Genomic DNA, 22,499 nt, shown 5'->3' with positions numbered 1-22,499 from the left:
AACACATCTAAATTTTAGATTATTTCCATCTGAAATCAGCGTTTTTTTATCAATTTTTTAGCGCGTAATATTCTCCTCATCGAAACAAAACATTTCACCTGTTACTGCATTAAGGAGAATTACCATGAGCAACTTTGATAAACATGACCTGAGCAATTTCATCGGCAAACACGTTGTTTACACTTACGACAACGGCTGGAATTATGAAATCTATGTGAAAAATGCCGAAACGCTGGATTACCGCATCCATAGCGGGCTGGTCGGTAACCGCTGGGTGAAAGACCAGAAAGCCTATATCGTGCGTGTGGCTTCTGATGTGTACAAAATTTCCTGGACAGAACCGACCGGTACAGATGTCAGCCTGATTGTAAATCTGGGGGACAACGTGTTCCACGGCACCATTTTCTTCCCACGCTGGATCATGAACAATCCGGAAAAAACCGTGTGCTTCCAGAACGAACATATTCCATTGATGAATGCTTACCGCGATGCCGGACCCGCTTATCCGACTGAAGTCATCGACGAATTCGCCACCATTACCTTCGTCCGTGACTGCGGCGCTGACAATGACACTGTGATCGACTGCGCTGCCAGCGAGTTACCGGCTAACTTCCCGGACAATCTGCGTTAATCGTTAACCCGCAGACATAAAAAAACCGCAGTCCGTCATGACTGCGGTTTTTTTCATGAATACCGTTTCAGGGGGACAGGAACATCAGCGCGCCAGCGTTTTCAGCAGCGTCGCATTGAATCTTTCCGGTTCTTCCATCTGCGGTGCGTGGCCCAGACCTTTAAACTCAATCAGTTTCGCGTGCGGAATAAGCTTCGCAACCTGTTTACCCAGCACGTTGTAATGACCGATTTTTGCTTTTACCGCAGGCGGCGCAATATCGCTGCCGATGGCTGTGGTGTCAGCCGTGCCGATCATCAGCGTGGTCGGTACACGCAGGTTTTTGAATTCGTAAAAGACCGGCTGCGTGAAAATCATGTCGTATATCAGTGCCGAGTTCCAGGCCACCAGTTTATGCCCCGGCCCGTTGTTCAGCCCTGCCAGCATATCGACCCAGCGGTCGTATTCCGGTTTCCACTTATTCACGTAATAGGTTTTGAGTTCGTACTGCCTGATGCTGTCCGCCGAGGTTTTCAGCTCACGGTCGTACCACTGATCGACGGTACGATACGGCACGCCCTTAGCTTTCCAGTCTTCCAGACCAATCGGGTTCACCAGCACCAGTTTCGACACTTCCGGCGCATACATCAGGCTGTAGCGCGTCGCCAGCATACCGCCGGTCGAATGCCCGACAATCACCGCTTTGGTAATCTTCAGACTTCTAAGCAAATCATGCGTGTTGGTTGCCAGTTGCTGGAAACTGTACTGGTAATGCGAAGGTTTGGTCGACGAACAGAACCCGACCTGATCGGGCGCGATAACCCGGTAGCCTTTACTGACCAGCGCCGAAATAGTGTCACCCCAGGTCGCGGCACAGAAATTCTTGCCATGCATCAGCACCACGGTCTGACCATTTTTATGCCCGGTGGGCGGCACATCCAGATACCCCATTTGCAGCGGGGCACCCTGAGAATTAAAAGAGAATTGTTTCAGCGGGAACGGATAATCAAATCCCTGCAATTGCGGACCGTAAGAAGGCGCATCGGCAGCCATTGACGCGCCGGAGAAGGAGAACGATAAAACAGCAGCACAAAAGAGCAGTTTAAAACGGGGAAGCATGGGGTTGTCCTGGTGGTGTTCACGGAACAGACGGCGTAAAGCCTTATGCTACAAACTTTACGCCGTCAGGAAAACCACTTAACGCAGGCTGATTCAGTCTTTCGATTGCAGAATGTAACGGTAAATCAAACCGCCCACCACGCCACCGACCAGCGGCATCAGCCAGAACATCCACAGTTGCTGAACCGCCCAGGTGCCCTGGAATAACGCCACCGCCGTGCTGCGCGCCGGGTTAACCGAGGTGTTGGTCACCGGAATACTGATGAGATGGATAAGGGTGAGTGCCAGACCAATCGCAACCGGAGCAAACCCCGCAGGCGCACGTTTGTCGGTTGCGCCGTGAATAACAATCAGGAACACGGCGGTCAGCACACCTTCACACACCATCGCTGCGGCCAGGCTGTAGCCGCCCGGTGAGTGCTCACCATAGCCGTTAGAGGCAAAACCACTGCCTGTTGCATCAAAGCCCGCATGGCCGCTGGCAATGACATACAACACAGCCGCTGCGGCGATCCCGCCAAGAACCTGTGAAATGATATAAGGCACGACATCCGTAGCGGGAATACGGCCACCCGCGAATAAACCTAATGTCACCGCCGGATTAAAATGACCGCCAGAAATATGGCCGACCGCAAAGGCCATCGTTAATACGGTCAGACCAAATGCCAGTGCGACACCGGCAAACCCGATACCCAGACCAGGAAAGCCCGCAGCGATAACCGCGCTGCCACAGCCTCCGAAGACCAGAACGAAAGTGCCGATAAACTCGGCAGATAATCTCCTGAACATAACAGCCCCTTGCATTATCAACTTAGAATTTAACTTTCAACCACTTTAAATGGCCACTATAAAAATAAAAACAGGATAATACACCGACTACTTTTGATTAAAACTAGAAATAGTTAATCACTGAAATATTCATAATGCGAATCAAAAGTACATTAATCTGCGATGTGTATTTGGCGTCACAGGTTAACCCACATGACCTGCCGACCGGCTCATCGCACGCTGATGTTGTGGCGTTAATACAAATCCAGGCCTTGTATTTCTCAGGCCCGTATTAAGATCTGGGACATTTTCCGGGAAAGCGCTCCAGTGTTGCGGTTGCGACGTTTTTCGTGAACGAAAATAGTCACGCCACTCTGCTTCTGTATCTGCGACAGTCCAGTCACCCCCGTCAACGATGGCAACCGGGAAAGGACCGGGTCTGGCAACAACGCCTAAGTAACCCTGACTTTTTTCAACGTGTTGTCGCTCTTCCTGCCACATATAAGGCACAAAATTATTTTGTGCGCCGTGCCGGACAGCATTCATATGAGTTGCTTCGGCAGGACGGGAAGGATCTATTGCTGCAATATTTTTATTGATTGCATGACGAATGCCAATTTCATCCTCGCTGCCTACTGCCGGAGCCACGCCGCTGTTTTTTAATACAATATCGTGCATGTCATAATCCCCGGTATAAGGAACAATACGTTTTGCTTTAATATTATCCCTGAACCGAGTCAGATCTTCCTGGCGGGATAAGTCCAACGTAAATACCTCATCTCTTGCTTTTTCAAGATTATGAACCCAAATCCCCGAGACCGTACCTGCTGCGCCTCCCCAATGCCCGACCAGACCTATCAGCCCTGCATTTTTTGCATTTTCCAGCATTTGGGCCGAATCCTCTCCGTAAACTGCATTTACAGACTTATCTTTTATCGTTTTCTCGAGGATATTATGCCCCTTAGCCGCCGCACCGTTATTCAGGGCATCTATGGTATAGGTACCGGATTCCCTGAAACTCAATATCGCATTGTTCTCCCGGGCGGCTGATTCTATCGGTGCCATATGCGCCTCGGTGACAAACTCACGCATAACACGTTGCCGTGCCTCTGCGCCGGTGGTTATCAGACCACCGGTATCGCATTGAGTAATGGGATTGTTTTGCACCATTCTGAAAAGGTTGAGTCCGTCGATTTCCCTGGCCGGATCCGATGCCGTCCAGCGGCATAGCCACGGCGCATAATAACGGTGTCCGTAGTAATACAACCCCGTGCTGTCACGCTCTTTACCGGAATAACGCACCGTTTTATAAGCCGCTTCAGTCTCATTGCGGGTCGCCCATACCGCCGTGCCACCGAACGGATAATATTCCTCCCGGCTGATGATCTGGCCGGTTTCATCTAATTCCAGCTGTAAGGAACCGATGTTGTCATCCACGCTGTAGCGAACCCGGTTGTTTCCGAGCCCCGTCGGCAGCCCCTTCACCCAATGCAGCGCTTGTATCTGGCTGCGCCCTGCCTGAGTGATCACCACCTCGAGTTGCTCACGGTATGCTGGCTGACTGCTGACACCGTTAATCAGCGTCTCCTGCCAGATGTTGCGCAACTCCAACCCCGGCAGGTAGCGCACCTCACTGACTGTCCATAACCCGCTGCCCGCATTCGTCAGAGTGCGGGTCTGTTTACGTACCCTTATCCCGTCGCGGTACTGGTATATCTCGCGGTCATTCTGTTCGATATCCGTGCTGCTGCGGCTTAACAGCGTCACCGTCTGCAACTGATTATTCGCGTCCCACATCAGCGGGTCGATAGCGTTGGTGTAACCGCTGGCGGGCTTCCCCCCCTCCGTTTGCAATGTTTTCAGTTGCCCGCCTGGCATAAACCAGTTATCCCAGTTTATTGTCGCTGGCGTCAGGGTATTGCTACTGTCCTGGCGGATGCTGCGGTTTGATGTCAGACCGGTGACCATATTCATCGTGCTGTTCACCGCCCCGGCGTGTTTCAGGGTGTTCAGGTTTCCGCTGTCGTCATACGTGTAGTTGCGCGTGTAAGACACATGCTGGTCATCAACCGCAGGCAGATGACTGTCCTGCGCACCGTGCGAAGCGTTTTCACGCCCGGTTGCACTGACAAGCTGATACAAGGCGTCATAGGCAAATTCCCGGACTCCGTCTGTGCTCTGGTTACTGAACCAGGCTGTACTGACGGTGGAATCATTCACTTGAGTAATGTTTCCTGCCGGGTCGTAAATGTACTTCAGCGACTGTAAGCGAGAGGCATCACTGTCCCGTGTGGTGGTGATTTCACTCAGGCGCAAGGTCGCCGCATCATAACTGCAGGTGGTCGTCACCCCGTTACCGGTATGGCTGGTCAACACCTGTCCTGCAGCGCTTATTGTCATCCCTGTCAGCAGCGGTACGGGGGACTGTCCTTTCAGTTGCAAAGTCTGTGTCAGTATTGCACCACTGACATCACAGGTGACACTGACGGCATGTCCGCAGGCGTCGGTCTGTTTGACAGACACTCCCAGCGCATCCGCTTGCAGCGTGGTGGTATAGACCGTTTCTTCCAGCAGAGCCAGCCGTCCGGCATTATCGTCCGGCCAGTCCGGCAAAACGTCAGCCTCCCTGAGTAAAGTCTGAGAAGATGAAAGGGTCGCGCCGCTGAGTGCGATGCTGCTGCGGGTGAGCAGACCGCCTGCATCGAACCGCCTGACACACACACCGCGCAGGTTTCTGCTCTGCGGATCCGGCGTTTGCGGATCACTGTCGCCATACACCATTACGGCGGAGGTGGTGATCGCCGTGGAACCACTGCGTTGCTGTTTAACCAACTGCGTCCGACCCGATTCATCATATGCCCACTGCAGGGTGTTACCTGCCGCATCACGGGACCAAACCGGGCGACCTTCAGCATCAAACATCATGGCATTCTGGCCACTGTCAGCACTGTCGCGTCGCAAAGGCTGGCCATTTAGCGAAATGAAGGTGGTAAGATTCGGCGCAGCAGCAGACTCAGCCTGCCAGGCAATAAACAGACGCGGGTCCCGCGCACAGGCGGTGAGTGAATCATTTGCCACCAGACAGTGGGTAACCAGCAGACTGGCAGCATCGCCCGTGCGCGAGCGGTTCCAGTTGAGGGTTCGTATCGTGATGCCACGGTTATCATTAATATTGATGACCGGTGTTTCGGAAAAAATACTATCAGCCATGAAATTACTCCTTAGAAATTTAAGGCAGAAATCCTCAGTTGGTTCCCCTAAACATTATTTCAAAAACTGCCCCTCTGTTCCGGGAAATTTTCTTTACAAAAAACATTAACAAAATTCAAATAACATGATTTTTATAAAACTTATTTCCCGGTGCTTACACGACCCTATTTTTAATGACTAATAAAACTGAATAACCTTCTAAAAACACCGCTAACAAAAGAAGTAAAACGATTCCACAAACCTTTATTATTCGGAGCTGGAGCTGACCATGGTATGAATGGCGCAAATCCTGCAGTATTTTTGCCCCTGATGCGTGTCCGGTCGGTCGCACAGTAGCAATGCCTGTCAGCGCCACACTATCTAAACGTATTATTTGATCCAGGCATTAGCAGCCTCCTTTGACGTGTCACTAAACTTGCTCATAGTGTATCCAGCGTATCGTTCTCATCCTCACTCACGGTAAACCACGGAAAATATTGCTGGCGGATCTGGTAACCCGATCCCGCTCTGACCACTTTAATTTCACGTCCCGGTGCGTCATAAAAATGAGTATCCGCATAACCCGCAGTACGCATGGCGGAATCGACAACGTATTGCCAGTCGTTAATAAAATAGGGCTGATATGCCCGCACCGGCAGTCCTTTATTGTTGTATTCCACCCGCCCACTGACCGCCCAGCGCGGATTGGCAGGCACTGTCACCGGCTCCCCTCCCGCACTGATCACCAGTTCCCCCTCGGTATCCCGCACCCACGCCTCGCCAGGCGCAACTTTGCCGCTTTGTTGCAATGTCCGGCCAAAACCATCAAAGAAGGCCACGCTGATCCGGACCTGCTGTTGATCATCATCGGGATAGCGGTCTGCTGTCAGGGTGGCAAGGTGGACAGGTGTCGTCATCGCGTCAGCAAGAAGCCGGCGCACAGAGGCGTCAAGGCCGCTAATTACCGTCGCCGAGTGTGCCCAGCGTCGCCCGGCAGCACGAATATAGCCCGCAAACGTAATAAATTGCTGTTCCAGAAGAATATTCCAGGCGCTGCCACACTGTTGTTTCGTCACCTTGCCCATCCAGCTGAAGGGATCTTCAACAATGAGGGTCGCCAGATGCTGCGGGCTGGTTCCCGCCTGACTAATGGCCTGTTCGACCGTCAGTGTCACCGGAACAGGGTATTCCGTCACCGAATCAAATCCGGTCATCACCCCCTGTTCCGTTCCGTAAAAGGTGGTCGCTATCTGCCTGCCGAGTGAATCCAGCTGAACTTCAGCAGTATTGTCATTAATATCAATGATTTTGGTGGGTTTCAGGAAGCGATAGTCATACGTGGCAGAGGTGGTATTACCGGCCGGATCCCGCGAGCTGATGAGACAACATCCGTAGACGTCGTAAGTGAGTGTGGTCACACCGGTTAACAGCGTTTGCCGCTGTGTCTCAGGCAAATAAAAACGGCTGGCAGGTAAGTAAGTCGTATAAGCACTGGCAATACAATAGACCGCCGCATCACTGGCACCGGCTACTGGCAACAACGCAGGCACATGCACATAACCGGCCTCTGCCAGGAGCGGAATAAGTTCGTCGCGGCTGAGTATGCCGTCATACGCCGCCAGACTGACCTCATCCAGCTCTGCCGTTTCGACATGGTCAACCCTCGCCCCCAAATCCGGCACCGCAGGTTGATAAAATATCTGGCTTTGGCCGGCATAAATACGCGGGCGACTGTTGCCCAGTAACCCGTCAGGTTCGCTTAACATTTCAAACGTAATGCCGTTCGCCGGTAACGTATAGTTCTCATAAGTCAGGACATTGGTACGCTGACAATCACTGATCCCCGGACGCCACGCCTGCGGGTCAGTCAAATCAATATAAGATGCCCGGCCCTCGGTTATTCTCAGCACCTGCTGCTGACTGTCATACGAGCTTGCCCATGCCGTATCCGGCAAGGTGGCCGGATACGGATCGACAGCGGGTTTGGTCAGACGAGGATAATTTATATTCACCTGCCACACCGTGGCCCCGTAGCGGTCTTTTTGCATGATGACCTGTTGGCCGATCACCGGGTCAGTCGCAATCTGCTCCCAGTTATAGCTGACCGACTCAAGCAGGCCCGGCATCGCCACGGCGGCAATTTTACCTCTGGCGGGTTGTACCAGACGCACCTGATAACGTTGGGTGGTCTGGGTATAAGGAATCGGGTTATTCACCCCATACACTTCACTGCAAAGTAGTGATCCTTTCAGCGCGCGATAGAGCCAGGCGCGGCTCTCACGACTCACATCCGACAGCACAATGTCTTTGCCGTTTATGGCATCAAACTCACTTAACCGGGTAGGGTTTACCACCACCGAAAAACGTCCTGTATAGGGTGCCCCGTAAAGGTTATTTTCATCCTCTTCGTGCCCGGTATGAAACCAGCTTTTACTGATCAGCGGTTCAGTATCCTCACTGGTTTGCCCGCCACCGATAGCATCGGTTTGCTCCAGATAACCAAAACCATAGAATTCACGCATAATGCCGTCATACACACCCTTACGGTAACGGCAGCGTTTTGTCAGTACACTGCCGCTGATCTCGTCGGTATTGACCGTTTGCGAAACGATATGGATCGGGAAAGGTAGTGCCGAAACAGCGCCGGGAAACAACTGTTTTTCATCAAGCCACTCTTGCGCCGAACTGCGGTAAATGATCTGGTTGTGGCGGCCCTGATTGGTGTTCACCGACTCCAGCAGATAGGGCTTTATGCTGGTTAAATCACAATGCCAGTGTTGTGGCGTCATATAGGGCACCGACAGGATCAGACTTGCTACGCCCAGCCCCTGCGAATCGGCAACGTTTAACTGACATAAATTGTCGTAACGGATTCCGGCAGGCAACGGAATCTGTACCGGTGCTGCCAGCCCGTTACCCGACAGGTTGGCGAAAATTTCAATGTAATCACTGTGCATATACAACAAATCGGCGCCCCCTGCCCCGTCGAGATCGGCCAGAATGATGCGGCTGGGATCAAAGCTCTGGCGATCAAAACTCAGCGAACTGAGAACAAAAGGTTCACCAAATTTACCCTGCCCCAGATTTGGCCAGACAGTGATGCCGTCATGACGAATGCGGATCAAGTGTTGCTGGCCCGATCCCAGCATATCGCTGAACGCCACCAGCTCACTGGCATCCCGGGCAAAGACCGGGAGAGTATATTGCTGCTCAATCTCTGCCGGAGGGGTAAAGCCCATCCGGTTATTGGCATAAAGACGCACACTTTTCGGTCCGATTAACGCGATATCCGTTAGCCCCGAGCCGGTCAGGTCAGCCCATTGTGCAGAAGGATGGCTGAATTCCGTCGGAAAAGCGGAAAACGGCGTAAAGGATGACCATTCACCCGACGGGTTTAGCGTGAAGAAACCATTGATGCCTGGCGCGGTCACCAGCCAGTCGAGACGCCCGTCCCCATTGACGTCCATCAACGCCATGGAGGAAGGCTGCATGGCAGGCACCTGAGGTAAAAGCTGCCAGTCACCATAGGTGACGCTGTTCTCACCGTCACTGCCTCTTACCGGCGCACGATAGAACCAGCCAGTGGACTGACGAAACAGCACGCCGGGAATGCCTTCGCCGTATAAATCCACCAACTGATACTGTTGCCCGTCATCCAGTCCCGCCAGAGCAGGAAAAGGCTGCCACAGGTCTGGTGATGCCGTGACAGAGAACGGGCTGTAACTCAAATCAAGCGGCGGACGACTCTGCACCGTGCCATCGGTTTCATAAGCCAGTATCTGCGCACCGCTTATCTGACTAAGAATGGCGGAACTCTGATACTCAAGCAGCAACCGATGGGTCAGTGTCTCCGGTGTATGAAGTTCAGACGGAAAACGATGAAACATCAGCACCTGGTGACAGAGCCGGTGACAGCGAACCTCAAAACCAACGTCATAGCTGGAAAAAGGATCGGGTCTCACCAGCCAGTCATTGACGGGGGCATAAGCTACCGGTACGGCCGGATCCAGACTCCGCTGACCATAATCGAACACCAGGCTGAACAACCATTGGCTGTCATCCGGGATCGCCCCCGTCCAGGCATAAAGCGCGTCCTGTGCCGTTCGGTTGCCATAATCAACCTGCATCAGATAGATAAATGCACGATGCTCCCGTTGCTGTTCATTCCCGCTCAGGCTGACACCGGCGGCATCTTCTTTTTTATAGCGATAGCAAATATGTTCGCCAGCAGGATTGACCGACTCTTGCAGCATCCAGGCGGCAATGCGGCCGGGGTCATCGGGATCAGTCAGTTGTGCCGCAGGTGATTTCCCCAGGCAATGAAGCTGGCCGTCGGCGGTATGAACCAGCCAGAAATCGCCGCTTTGCACGCCCTGCCAGCGCTCAATAAGGTCACTCCCGGCAGTGATTTGCGCAAAATAAGATGTGACACGCCAGGTTTGATCCAGCGTCACCTTTGCGTAGCGTGATACGTTACGGCTGACGATCTGTCCGTCATCGCTGTATTGCGGGATAAGCACCTCTCCGCCCGGCCCGATAAACACGTCTTCGCCCGTATAAAGTGGCACCCCCTTGCTGGTCCGCCTCCTGATGCTGGCGGTCCCGCATCCCCACCCCATACCAAATTCACTGTTTCCCGCGCCACTGCTGTAACTCAGTGTCAGGGCTGGCACATAACCCCGTCCGGGTGAAATGGGCAGGGGCAGAGACAGAGTGGCCATGCCGTTCGGCCCAATGTTTCCGAGCGACTCGCCCATGCCCTGGATGGCGCCTCCGCCCTTTGGCAGAGTGAGACCGTTAACCGGCAACGTTGAAGATTTTTCTGTTTGCTGCATACCGCCTCCTGAGAATGAATGTCACGACTTTTACTGACTTCCTGTTCAATCACACCAGTGTGGCTTGCACATCCTCTTCAAAAGCGGTGCCGCCGTACAGCGCGGTGTAATTCACCTGAATAATCACGTCATTCAACGCATCCAGCAGGGCTTTTTGCCCGGTATGAGCAGGGTTCGGGAACGTAAGTTGCCAGCCCGATATTGCACCGGTGCCTTCAAACGGCAGGTAGCGTTCGTCACCAAATGAGAGTTCAAACAGACCGCTGTCGGTCAGGCCCCGTGAAATCGCCACTTGCTGACTGGCGCGCAGATTCGCAATAACATTGCTGTTATTTCCCGTGGTGGGATCCTGCAAATATTGCACGCCAAGAATATCTGGCTTCAGTAAGGTACTGCTGCCAGTCTGTGTCAGTAAGGCGCGGACGTCCTGCCATGGGCCAATCAGGGTAGGCAGCGAAACAGAAACATATTTTATCTGGCGTAAATACTGGCCGGGATAATCGTTATCGAACAGGGTTTCGTTGAGCGTAAAGCTGAATGCGCCCGTTTGACGCTGCACATCAAACTGACTGCCCAGCAACTGACGCAGCGAGATCGTTTTGGTCATCTCCAAACGGCGGGTATTACGGCTCAGCCAGGCAGCTTCCATCTGCTGAACGTTAAGTTGCAGATTTTCACCGACCAGCAGACCGCGATAACTATTATTCCAGGCCGAGGTATTGATGAATATCGTGGTGAAATCACCAATTTCGTATTGCCAGGCCGATTGCGCATTCAGCGCCTGTGAAATCACAGCGTCATAGGCCTGGTAATACAGAGCCGCCATTTGCCCCGCCAGCCAGTTATACAGAGAAGACTGACTAAAGCGTGCGTTAAGGAACGTCAGTGTCGATTGCAGGTTTTGTTGCTGCTTTTTAGCCTGTTCAAGGGATGTTTGCGCAGACTGCTGGCGGATACTCAGGGTGTCGAGCTGCTTATCGATAGCCTTCAGTTCGCCCTCCGCTTGCTGATACTGAATTTTCCATTCAGCGCGACGGCGGCGCCATTCTTCTGATATTTGGATCCGCTGCGAGGCGGTTTGCGTCACCATCGCAACAGTGTGAAGCGAGTCGAAACTGGCATTGAGCAATCCACCCCATTTGGCACCCCCGACGGCAAGACCAAAGATATTCGGCACCATATCGAGTGCAGCCCCGGCAACGGACATCGCCGGAGCGACCGCCATCAGCGCTGCGGAGGCTGACAAACTGTTCAGTACGGACTCTTCCTGATCGGTTAAATTATCCTCATATAACGTGCGGTAGTGCGAGAATCGCTGCGCGGTGACTTCACGGCTGGCGAACATGGCATCACGCTCCGCCTGCAGTTCGTTAATCGCCTCCTCCTGTAAGGCGATAGCAAATTCGGAGAGATCTACCGCCTGTTGTTGGTCCAGCTCCTGCAACGCGGCACTTTCCCCACGCTCATAGAAACTCAGCAAGCTGCTACCAAACTGCGTCAGCGTTGAAATCGCGTTATACAAGCCGGGTAATAACACCCGGAAACGATAAGCCGGAATATTGATCGCCGCTCCTCCCGCCACCTGCAATAAGCTTCCACCCTGCGCCCGCTGCTGCATCAGTTGGGTCGGGTTCGCCGGTGGCGCATAGAGGGAAAGGCTCATCGGTTGCCCGTTAATGCTCAGATAATGACGCAGATTAAACAGCCGGGCGTTGAGCGTTTCCCAGAACGCCAGTAGCTGCACATTAAGAGGGGCAATAAAGTTCTCGTTATCCTGCACGGCCAGGGCCTGATTAAGTCCCCCGCTTAACAGCGGCAACGCCGTGGTGCGGGTGAATTGCTGCTCAAAATTACGCAATACAAGATTAGGGCTGGCGCTCACCTCTGCCAGCGTCTTAGGCTGCCACTGATTGACAATCTTTAATGCGGGATCCGGTCCGAGTAAATTGCTGACCTGCGCATAACCCAGCCTTGCGCAGCCCAGCGCATCCGGCGTCAGCTGGCGATAAAAGTTATCCGCCTGATCAAGGATATTACGCACATACACCATGAACAGATTTTTACGGTAATGAACCGGCTCGCTCATCGCCACACTGTCTGGATCCAGGGGGTTGATCAGCGAATCCGCCAGCAAATCGGTGACATCCGGTGTGATAATCGGCCGGGAATTCCAGTAATCAGGCTGCGGATATAGCGGATTGCTGCTGACCCGCCCTCGCGCAGAGGGATCAAAAAGATAGTGGTACCAGTTACGCGCTTGTGCATACTGCTGCTCCTGGTTCAGCCGCCAGGCAACCAGATACGGCATATAAAAGAACAGCTCCCAGAAATAGATGCCGTTGGCCCCGTTAAAATCCATGGGTAACGCAGTGCCACCGGAAGTTAATGCAGGCTCTTGCGTGAGCTGAGTATCCCAGGCAAGCAGCGCATCAATGCTGATATTGGCCTTCGCGACCAGTTCTTTCGCGAAAAGCGTGTTGAGGCGGATGGGTGAAATAGACGATGTGAATCGGCTGAAATCAAGAAACTGGGCTGTTCCCAGAGAGTTATCCGTGATTGAACCTAACGTCGGGGAGTCAGCCAGCCCTTCTTTCACTTTAAAACTGATTTGAATGACCGAATCACCATAACTTACGCCATTCAGGGTTTGGCTGATGCCATAAGAAATCGTTATCACCTGGTTCACTGCAGGAATCGTGTAAGGAATATTAAGTGAATATCTTTTCAGGCTGTTTTCCGAAGCGTATTCATGTGTTGCCAGCCGCGTACTACTTTTCCAGTTTCCCAAATAGCCACTCAATACCGTCTTGGTATGCGTAAAATCAAAACTACCAGAGGGAGAAGATATATAATCCCATGCACCCTTTTGAATAGGGGGAACTTGCAATTGTAACGAGGCCGACGCGGCGGAAATTAGAATATTTAATTTCAGATCATTCACAGAATTTGAAACTGAAAATGATAACATATTGCTTGAATCGAAATCTGCCCGCCCAATGTATGGAGAATAACCGACAGAGGTTACAGGGTCATAATATTGGAGGCTAATGTTTGCGAAATTGCCAACATAATTTTTTTCGGGATCATAATTCCCTTGCACATAGACATCCTTCCCTGCCATCTGAATCGACGCAGTCATTATCCCTTTATCATTACCCGACGTAATACCATTAATATCCGTCTTAGCATAATGATAATTGTTAAATTCAGCCAGCACATCAAAGTTTATTGAAATAACATCAGAGGGGCTTTTTGTTATTTTTATGTCGCCTGCATCAATCTGTTGAACACTATTCAAAATATGGACGCCATCAGATATGGTTTTTTTTGTAAAGGCAGCAATGTAATACTGGAATGATCCGGCTGTTTTTGGTTGGATTCGGTATTGGTATGCATCAGTGCAAAGGTAAGGGAAATAAGTTGAGATATCATAACTACTGTCATTAATAATAGGATTGAACCATTCATCAATGCGAAATTGCAGATAGTCCGTAAGATTTACTGACACCAGGCTAACGCTCAGGCTTTTCTTTTTTCCACTGGCAGAAGGATCATCCTGTACCGATACGGTATAGAGATCGGCTTTATCGGACGTATAAAGCCAGGAACTTTCCCCTCCTGACTGGCGGCCAACAATCTGTGGTGCACTCCAGCTATTATCATATTTTCTATAGGCTACATATGCAGTGATGGTGGCACTGTATTTGATTTGCTCATTACTGCTGGTTGCCTGATCGCCTGTAATACTCCGCTCCCACCAGCTAAGATATAGACGGTTATTGAACATTACCGGACGAACGGTGCTAATCAACGTTTCATCTGCAAGATTAACATCCACTTTTAACCATTCTGACCAGGCACTGGCGGGGAGAATGCCATTTTCGCGCATACCCATATTTAGCGAACGCCAGTACCATACTGCGGGAGTATCTTTACTGCGGCCAATAAAATAATAAATATCCTGTTCTTCATCAAAGCCATCCAGATAACCGCTGACCACATCCAGATTAGCGATCTGTTCAAATTCATTAAGATAATTCAACACTGCTGCCTGAGCATTATCACTGTTAATTTGATTCTGGTTTAGGGTGGTTTCGAGATTTTTGAAAAAAGTCGTTTTTGAATTGCGTAGTGACGGGTCAATATAATTTTCCGGATAGGTATCCAGCTCCATTGCACCTGCCCAGATACTGTATTGATTCGCCCCTTGCTTCCAGGCGCTAAGTGTATCGGGGTCAATAATATCGCTGTCAAAACCCGGCTCCATATTCAGCGCCAGACTGTTCAGGTATTGCTGAATACTGGTCATGGCTGCCGAGGCTTTGGATGTCGTCACCTGTTCGGTGACTAACGGGTCAATCAACAAATACTCATAAACATCATTCGTATCGCGGATATATTCCTGTAGCGTTCCGGCCTGATAATTTGGCAGGTACTGCCCCATATAATAGGCCAGTAATGCATCACGATAACCTTCATTCAATTTTGCTACGGCTGACGTTGTCATAATAATGATTCCTGTATTTTGCCGATGGGATTATCGCGGACTTATTCTGTCAGCATCGTGGAAATTAAGGATTCCCCGGCCTGCAGCCATTGTTCGTAGGCGCTGCCGGTGTTCAGCATGGCGGTAGACAGTAAAAACGTCACTGACAGCCCGGTTTGCCGACTTAAGCGTTGTAAGTCCATCACCCTTGCTATCTCACTCAGATTGACAGCCCGCCTTGGCGTTGACGCGCTGCAAACATAATCGACGGCGCCCGTCGTTTCACTTGTTTCCCAGCCGAGTAATGCCGCCAGCGCCTGATTTGCGGCTTCCGGTAGTATGGCTTTACCACTGTTCACCCAATTGAGATAAGCAAGGATCTCATCTTCACTGAGGGGAGTTTGCAGACTCAGGCTGTCATAGCGACTAAACGCATAAAGCTGCGGTAACGTCAGGCTGCTATCCGGTGTACCAAACCAGTCAGGATGGCTGAGATAAGTGCTCACTGCCGCAGCAGATAAATGAAAAATCCGCGTCAGTGCTGCCCGGCGGCCAACATCAAACAGCAGTGCCGTCCACGACGTCACCCCGTTATCATGCGCATCCGTGACATCACGTAATCCCCAACACTGGCTGAGGAAGTCATGACTGCCGGAATTCGCCCATGTCAGCAGGAAAGGAGAGAGAGACTGGTCGATACTTAGCGCTTTGGCAATGGCACTGTTAGCAATACCGTCCTGGGTTAGTTTCGTCTGGTAAATAAGATTAGCGAGTTGTGCGATAATTTGTTGACGGGTCAATGTCCCCTCAATGTCAAGAGTCGCAATATCAACCGTCACCATACGGGTTATGGCATCAAGCTCACTCTCATCTTGCTGGCAAATAACAGGTAAAATAATGCCGTTGCCATCAATTAAATCATTCAGAAAATAGAGATATGAGGAATAACTTTCAGGATAAATCTTATATTTTGCATCAGTGGCCGGTAGATTCTCCTGTACAATAGTTCTGATTTCCTCAAGAGAAAGCACACGGTCCCATACTGCAATATCACTGTAACCACAATGACTCACGGAAGAAGCAGCAAAAGGAGTTAAGTTTCCATATCGTCCCATTACCACATGATTGCCAGGCGTAAACAGCCCCCCGCTGAGTGTTTCACCATGACTCATATTTAGTGCATCGGCAAAGCTACAGTAAAGTTGTAATTTTTTGGTATTCGCATTGAAAGCATAATTTATATATAACCACTCATCCTCAACATAACCGTTAAAACCAGATGATTGTCTATTTGAAGCACCATCCCTATAGAACAAACTGAAGTTCATCAATTCACTTGAAATAAACTCAATAGTGAACCCCGGACTTAGTTGTGAAGAGCAATTCGTCATTACAACAGTAGTATTAACACCACTATCGCCTGAGGGAATATATAGCCAGAAACCAATACTATAATCTTTCTCGCCGTTAAGTCCGGCCATCACTTCATCTGTAAAATAAATATACTCTTTGTCTTCGGTATTTATTAAATAACTGGGCTCGAACTTACTGTCATCCTGGCTCATATAGGTGAATACTGAACTTTTCCCTATAGTTGCGGGCAATAAAAATTCAGACTCTGGCACGCCACTCATTTGTATTACGGCATCCGTCAGCAATGCGGTGCTTAAATGCTGATTAGTATCACTGATTAAGTTCATCTGCCCGGTGGTCGCACTCTCCTGAGGTTGTGCAGCGCCTTCAATATCCAGTAAAACCAGTGAGGTAGCGGCAGAAAGACCCGATGTTTTCAGCCACTGAACCGCAGAAGAGAGCGCCATCAGCACATCCAGAATATCTTCACTGCTGGCATTGACTGCTTTAATCGCAGGAACACCCGCCAGTTTTTCAATCACCCGTTGACCGCCCATTAACTGCATCAGCGACAGCCCTTCGGGCAGGCTCAGGCCAAAGAGCTTCGGCAGGGTCACCAGCCGGTACAATGCAGAGACCACCGGGAGTGAACACGGTAATGTACGATTTACCAGGCTTCCCTGCTGCGCCGCGACAAGCTCAGCCAGAACCGAAAACTGTACTTCGCTGATGCCTAACCCGGCACAAAGCTGCTTAATAATACGGCCACTTTGTTCGCTAAAATAGTCATAGGAAAAATTGGCATTTGTCAGTGTGAACGGTGTTTCAAACAGTGAAGGGGAATTAAATATTTGGTCAAAAAATGGCACTTCAGGGGAAATCGCATAAGGGGTTATTTCGTCGATCAGCGCAGAAAATTGCCAGGCATTGACAGCATAATATTGCTGATAGTGGCGGAACACGCCCAGCATACGCAGCGTATTGTTATTCATGGTAAGCGCAGTGTTGTTTTCGGCATGCATGGTGGCACTTACCAATAAATCCACACGGTCGTAAGGCAATGACAGCCAGCGTTGCAGACGGATTTGGCGATTGATTCGCTCCAGACGATCATGGTTGATATTAAAAATATCAGTTAAAATAAGCTGATCTAAAGGATAATAATGCGCCATATCCGTTCTGCCACCCGCGGGTAAACCCGTAGCAAGCATATGATCAAGATCGCTCCATCCAATAAATTTATTCCAAAGAGCAATATCATCATATTCAATGACCGACCGTCTGGCTGAATAAGAGTTATAATAACGTTCATCTTTGTTACCATTAAAGCCTAAATAACCCGTCCCCCGTATTGTGTCGTTCAGACTATTATAAAGCACCTCATTTGAATATACACACACATTACCGGTGCTAAAACGCAATAATAGTTTCTTACTTTCTGGTTGATATCTGACGACAATATTAGTCCAGTTACCCATTTCCGTAAAAGGAGCCGTTAAAAGCACAGGAGTATTGAAACCATCAGATATACCCAACTCCAGCGCATAAGCGCCATTGGTAATCCGCAAAAATAAAGTAATACCCGCTGCGGAACCTGCATAATTCGATGTTTTATTGGTAAATATCAAAGCATCATCATGCGCATCAAGATGAATTTTACACCAAAAACTAAGCGTGAAATCAGTAGGTACTCCTCCCGGACTGCCGATTTCAACAGGTGCATAAAAATATTCATTCGCAACTGCATTAATAATGACACCACCGTCAAAAGGGGCATCACTCGTGTATTCCGGTGATCCATTGAAAACTAAATTTGCGGTTCCGGATTGATCTTCCGAGGGGTCAAGGATTGTCCCTTTACTCACCAGATCAATTACTATAGGTTCACCCTGTCCGCCATTAATAAACTTCGCGCCATAGTGTATCGGACTGGCAGAAAGACCTGGCACATTAGCAGAAGCGACCACCGTCGTTCCCCCTGCATTCCCGGCAATCAGCGACTCCAGATGCGTCTCATCCAGCGAGGTCTTGTGCAAAAAGGTGTCTATAACACTCATATCCTTCACAGCATTGGCAGCACTGGCAATGCCGTAATTCGCCTGATACCAGGCATCACTGCTGGCATTAACGGCTTCAGAAACTATTTGTTGCTGTTCAGGTGCCAGGTTACTGCCCAGTGATTTTGCGGTATCGGCGGCAGCACTGCTAAAAGTGTCGTTGGTGAAAAGCGGCCATGATTGATCTGCCTGCTGAAGGATATCCTGCAAAGAGAGCGGCTTATCTTCTAACGCGGTCAGAACCTGTTGATGCGGATAATGGTAGGGCAATGTATTGGGGTAGCGGGTGGTGGATAATGTTTTATCAACCGTTGTCGTCTGCGGAACGGACGGCGCGATGGCGGCTTCCAGCACATCATTGACAATATCCAGTGTCGGTATGACCTGATTAATCGCGTCCTCATCCAGTAAAAGATCCGGTAAATCAGGACGTCTCTGGCTTAAATGAAAGATGTTGTTAACGGCTGAGCCAGCAGCGCTTTCCCAGTCCATCGCCTGCTGATAAAGGAAGTTGAGGTAGGATACCGGTGAATCCAGCGCTTCGGGGGCGTTAGTCAGGCAGTATTGCGTCCAGGTCTCGTTAAATAGCGCAGCATAAGTAGGAATATTTTGCTCCAGGGCACCCAACTGTGTTGTCTGTAAACCCTGTGTATTTTGCGTGCCTCTTAACAAAGCGGGTGAAGCAGCGGCTTCTGTGGTGTTTGCGAAAGTATTTTTTTTAAACAGGCGGCTGAGTTGCGTCGCATAACCAACAGCCAGATCATAGACTTTTTCCGTATTCTGGCCAAAATCCAATTGATGACGGGTAATAAAAACATTACGTGGCACACGTATAATATCAAATACGGAATGATAGCCATTTTCTTCAAGTTGGTTATTCATATCCAATATTCCGGACAATTGTGATATGGCGTTATTCTCAGACATATTTCACACCTTATGATTGACCCATCACTTAACGTTAATAAAGGTCTTTCGTCAGTGTGAAGCAAAGATATTTTTTCATTTCTGACTTAAGACACCTGTTGAGATAATTATTCATAAGGACAGGGAATATTCCATCTTTCTTAACATAATAAATATCACATATCCCCCGGCGGGATATAAACACAAACATAATGATATAAAAAACCCATCATTAAATTAAAAAACTATTTTTATATATTGTCAGGGTAGAAATATCGGTTCAGATAGGTATTTTTGAGCAAAACGTCACCTTTAAATCAGTGCCATACCGAATCTTCTTCGCAAAGCTCCACACCGCAGAGCGGGATTATGAGGTATATTAACGGGACAAAATGCCGCTCTCTGACTCTCACTGGGGGATACCCTTGGCCCTAAACTGGTTAACCCGACGCTCTGTCCGAATATGCCTTTCACTACTCGCATTCCTTGTTGTTGCTGCTCTCGGCATACTGGCGATCTCGTGGCAAACTTCTCAGGGATTACGCCGTGATACCAGTGCAAACCTGCAACAGTCGGTGAGGCTGGTGGATATGACGCTGGATAATGCCGCCATTGCCACCAGCGCCGTTGAGAATCTGATTGGCGTCCCCTGCGATGCCAACACCGTGCAGGCGCTACGCTGGCAGGTAGCCAAAGTGCCCAATGTCCGCACGGTCAACCTCTACCGCCAGAATACGATTTACTGCGCCTCCTTATTCGGCCCGCGTGCTGACAATATCTCGACCGACAAATATATCGACGGACGGTTAATGCTGATGCGTGGCAACAGCATCACGCCCGATCATCCTCTTATTGCCTATCGTCATGACGTTAACGGCAGCGGCGTGCTGGTTGGTGTGGATGGCTATTTTCTGCACAACATCCTGTCGTTGCTCAGCACTCACGCTTATCTGGTATTGCAGGTAGGCGACCAGTGGATGGACAGCAATGGCAGCATTCACACCGGTGAAGGCTGGCCGGACGGTGAACGTATGGAGCTTGCTTCTCAGAACTACCCCTACGCGATTCGCTTAGTGATCCGGCCCAGTGACCACTGGGGTTATGTTTTTGATTACGCCACCGTCAGCCTGATATTGTTCCCGCTGCTCAGCTTATTTATCGCTTTCATGACCTACAGCCTGCTCGGTCGTGTCGGCAGCCCGACGGCGGCGCTGAGAGAAGCGCTGGAGAAAAAACAGTTCATTCCTTATTTACAGCCGGTGGTGGATGGCACCACGCATGAGGTGACCGGCGCTGAAGTGCTGATGCGCTGGCAGCATCCGCAATCAGGGCTGATCCCGCCTTATCAGTTTATCCCGCTGGCAGAAGAGAGCGGCCTGATTGTGCCCATGACGCGCCTCATCATGACGCAGGTACGTGAACAGTTCGGTCCGCTGGCAGCACAGTTGCCTAAAAATTTCCATTTCGGTTTCAATATCTGCGCCAGCCATTTCAAAGACCTCTCACTGGCTGAAGACTGCAAAGCGTTTATTGATGCCTTCAGGGAGAACCCGATCAATCTGGTGCTTGAGCTGACTGAACGTGAATTAATCGAGCCGGGTGAAATCACCTCCAGCCTGTTTCACACACTTCGCCAGATGGGCGTGCTGATCGCACTGGACGACTTTGGCACCGGGCATTCCAGCCTGGCGTACCTGCAAAAATTCCACATTGATATTCTGAAGATTGACCAGAGTTTCATAGGCCGGATTGGTACAGACGCGCTGGCTGGGCACATTGTTGATAACGTGATTGACCTGGCTAAACGTCTGCAAATGATCATCGTGGCCGAAGGCATTGAAACCCAGACACAGGTAAATTATCTTGCCCCGTACCGGCTGGAATTCCTGCAAGGTTACTTTTTCGGAAAGCCTGTACCGCCCGCCGATTTTATCCGGAAATGGCTCTGATTTTCATGCAGCCTGTGGCGGGCGCTATCTCTTCATACTGCGGGCACATTCGTGACTCAGTGACTAGACTAATAACGTGAGCTGCGTCTTATAAGATGTCTGTGCTTTTTGCTAAAAAACTGCCGGTGTGTAACATCCATACAGGATGAGCCCGATAACTAAGCTAACTTGTTGAAGTTACTTGTATTGGAGTACTCTGGCGGAGAACCCTGCTGACAATCAGAATGATCACTTTGCGAGCAAGATGATGATTAAGTGGCCGTGGAAAGCGAATGAACTGAAAATTGAGAAATCAGACGCCTGGAATGACGCGCTGAATATCCCACTTTTATCTTGCCTCAACGAAGATGAGAAACTGCGTCTGATTCAGGTCGCCAGCCAGTTGCTGCAACAAAAAAGGCTGGTTCCTCTGCAAGGCGTTGAGCTGACTGAACTGATGCAGGCCCGTATCGCGCTGCTTTTTGCGCTGCCGGTGATGGAACTGGGCGCTTCCTGGCTCGATGGCTTTCACGAAATCCTGCTCTACCCTTCCCCGTTCGTGGTTGATGCTCCCTGGCAGGATGAAAACGGGCTGGTGCATGCCGGTTCACAAATTCATGCCGGACAAAGCTGGGATCAGGGCCCGATTGTACTCAACTGGCAGGACATCGAGGACTCATTCGACAATTCTGGTTTTAACCTGATCATCCACGAAGCGGCGCATAAACTGGATATGCGCAACGGCGGCGAAGTCACGGGTATTCCGCCTATTCCGCTGCGTGAGGTGGTGTCATGGGAACACGATTTACACGCCGCGATGCAAAATCTGCAGGATGAAATCGACACTGTCGGCGAAGAGGCTGCCAGCATGGACGCCTACGCGGCGACCGATGCGGCCGAATGTTTTGCGGTACTGTCAGAGTATTTCTTTAGTGCACCAGAATTACTTTCAGAGCGTTTTCCGCTGGTATACGGCCATTTCAGCCGTTTTTATCAACAGGACCCGCTGGCAAGGCAACTTCGCGGTCAGCGCTGCGATTGTTAAATTCCGTTTTGACGGACATTTTTCCGCAGTAAAGTGCCCTTTTATGACGACATTGATTAGTTGCTGAGCAGTCGGACGTTTTTGACGAATTTAGCGTTGACACTCCGCAGCCCTCTGGATATTATGCGCCCCGTTCCAACGATTCCTCTGTAGTTCAGTCGGTAGAACGGCGGACTGTTAATCCGTATGTCACTGGTTCGAGT

The 22,499-nt window shown here is 50.3% G+C and carries 9 protein-coding genes; 3 read left to right on the top strand and 6 right to left on the bottom strand.

Annotated elements, in window-relative coordinates; all coding sequences use genetic code 11:
* Window positions 1-124 precede the first annotated feature (124 nt).
* On the top strand, window positions 125-631 hold the full coding sequence (locus tag HGO41_RS18835; RefSeq protein WP_013575234.1) for a phenolic acid decarboxylase: 507 nt from the start codon (window positions 125-127) through the stop codon (window positions 629-631).
* An 84-nt stretch (window positions 632-715) separates the two neighbouring features.
* On the opposite strand, the gene HGO41_RS18830 is transcribed toward HGO41_RS18835, so the two are convergent.
* From HGO41_RS18830 to HGO41_RS18805, 6 genes are all read right to left on the bottom strand, one after another.
* The gene (locus tag HGO41_RS18830) at window positions 716-1,729 is read right to left on the bottom strand and encodes an alpha/beta fold hydrolase (protein WP_153375860.1); all 1,014 of its coding nucleotides are present in this window, start codon (window positions 1,727-1,729) and stop codon (window positions 716-718) included.
* 93 nt (window positions 1,730-1,822) lie between these two features.
* Window positions 1,823-2,518 (bottom strand): aquaporin Z, encoded by a 696-nt coding sequence (gene aqpZ / locus HGO41_RS18825; protein WP_112151867.1) that lies wholly within the window; start codon window positions 2,516-2,518, stop codon window positions 1,823-1,825.
* Between the two features lie 183 nt (window positions 2,519-2,701).
* Window positions 2,702-5,707, bottom strand: a complete 3,006-nt coding sequence (locus tag HGO41_RS18820; RefSeq protein ID WP_250981305.1) for an RHS repeat-associated core domain-containing protein — start codon at window positions 5,705-5,707, stop codon at window positions 2,702-2,704.
* A gap of 419 nt (window positions 5,708-6,126) precedes the next feature.
* A complete protein-coding gene (locus HGO41_RS18815) occupies window positions 6,127-10,521 on the bottom strand; it encodes a SpvB/TcaC N-terminal domain-containing protein (RefSeq protein WP_250981304.1) in 4,395 nt (1,464 codons plus the stop codon).
* A gap of 49 nt (window positions 10,522-10,570) precedes the next feature.
* Entirely contained in the window at window positions 10,571-15,028 is a 4,458-nt protein-coding gene (locus HGO41_RS18810; RefSeq protein ID WP_250981303.1) for a Tc toxin subunit A-related protein, read from the bottom strand.
* Between the two features lie 41 nt (window positions 15,029-15,069).
* Window positions 15,070-19,344, bottom strand: a complete 4,275-nt coding sequence (locus HGO41_RS18805) for a Tc toxin subunit A (RefSeq protein ID WP_250981302.1) — start codon at window positions 19,342-19,344, stop codon at window positions 15,070-15,072.
* Window positions 19,345-19,748: 404 nt separating this feature from the next.
* Between HGO41_RS18805 and HGO41_RS18800 the strand changes: the two genes are divergently transcribed.
* Both HGO41_RS18800 and mtfA read left to right on the top strand, forming a co-directional pair.
* Window positions 19,749-21,272, top strand: a complete 1,524-nt coding sequence (locus tag HGO41_RS18800; RefSeq protein ID WP_112151862.1) for an EAL domain-containing protein — start codon at window positions 19,749-19,751, stop codon at window positions 21,270-21,272.
* 247 nt (window positions 21,273-21,519) lie between these two features.
* Window positions 21,520-22,296 carry a DgsA anti-repressor MtfA gene (gene mtfA, locus HGO41_RS18795; protein WP_013575231.1) on the top strand — a complete coding sequence of 259 codons (777 nt, stop codon included), beginning with the start codon at window positions 21,520-21,522 and terminating at the stop codon, window positions 22,294-22,296.
* Window positions 22,297-22,499: the final 203 nt, after the last annotated feature.

This window comes from Rahnella sp. CG8 (assembly GCF_023701875.1).
GTDB classification, from domain to species: domain Bacteria; phylum Pseudomonadota; class Gammaproteobacteria; order Enterobacterales; family Enterobacteriaceae; genus Rahnella; species Rahnella aceris.
This window is presented reverse-complemented; position numbering and strand designations above follow the sequence as displayed.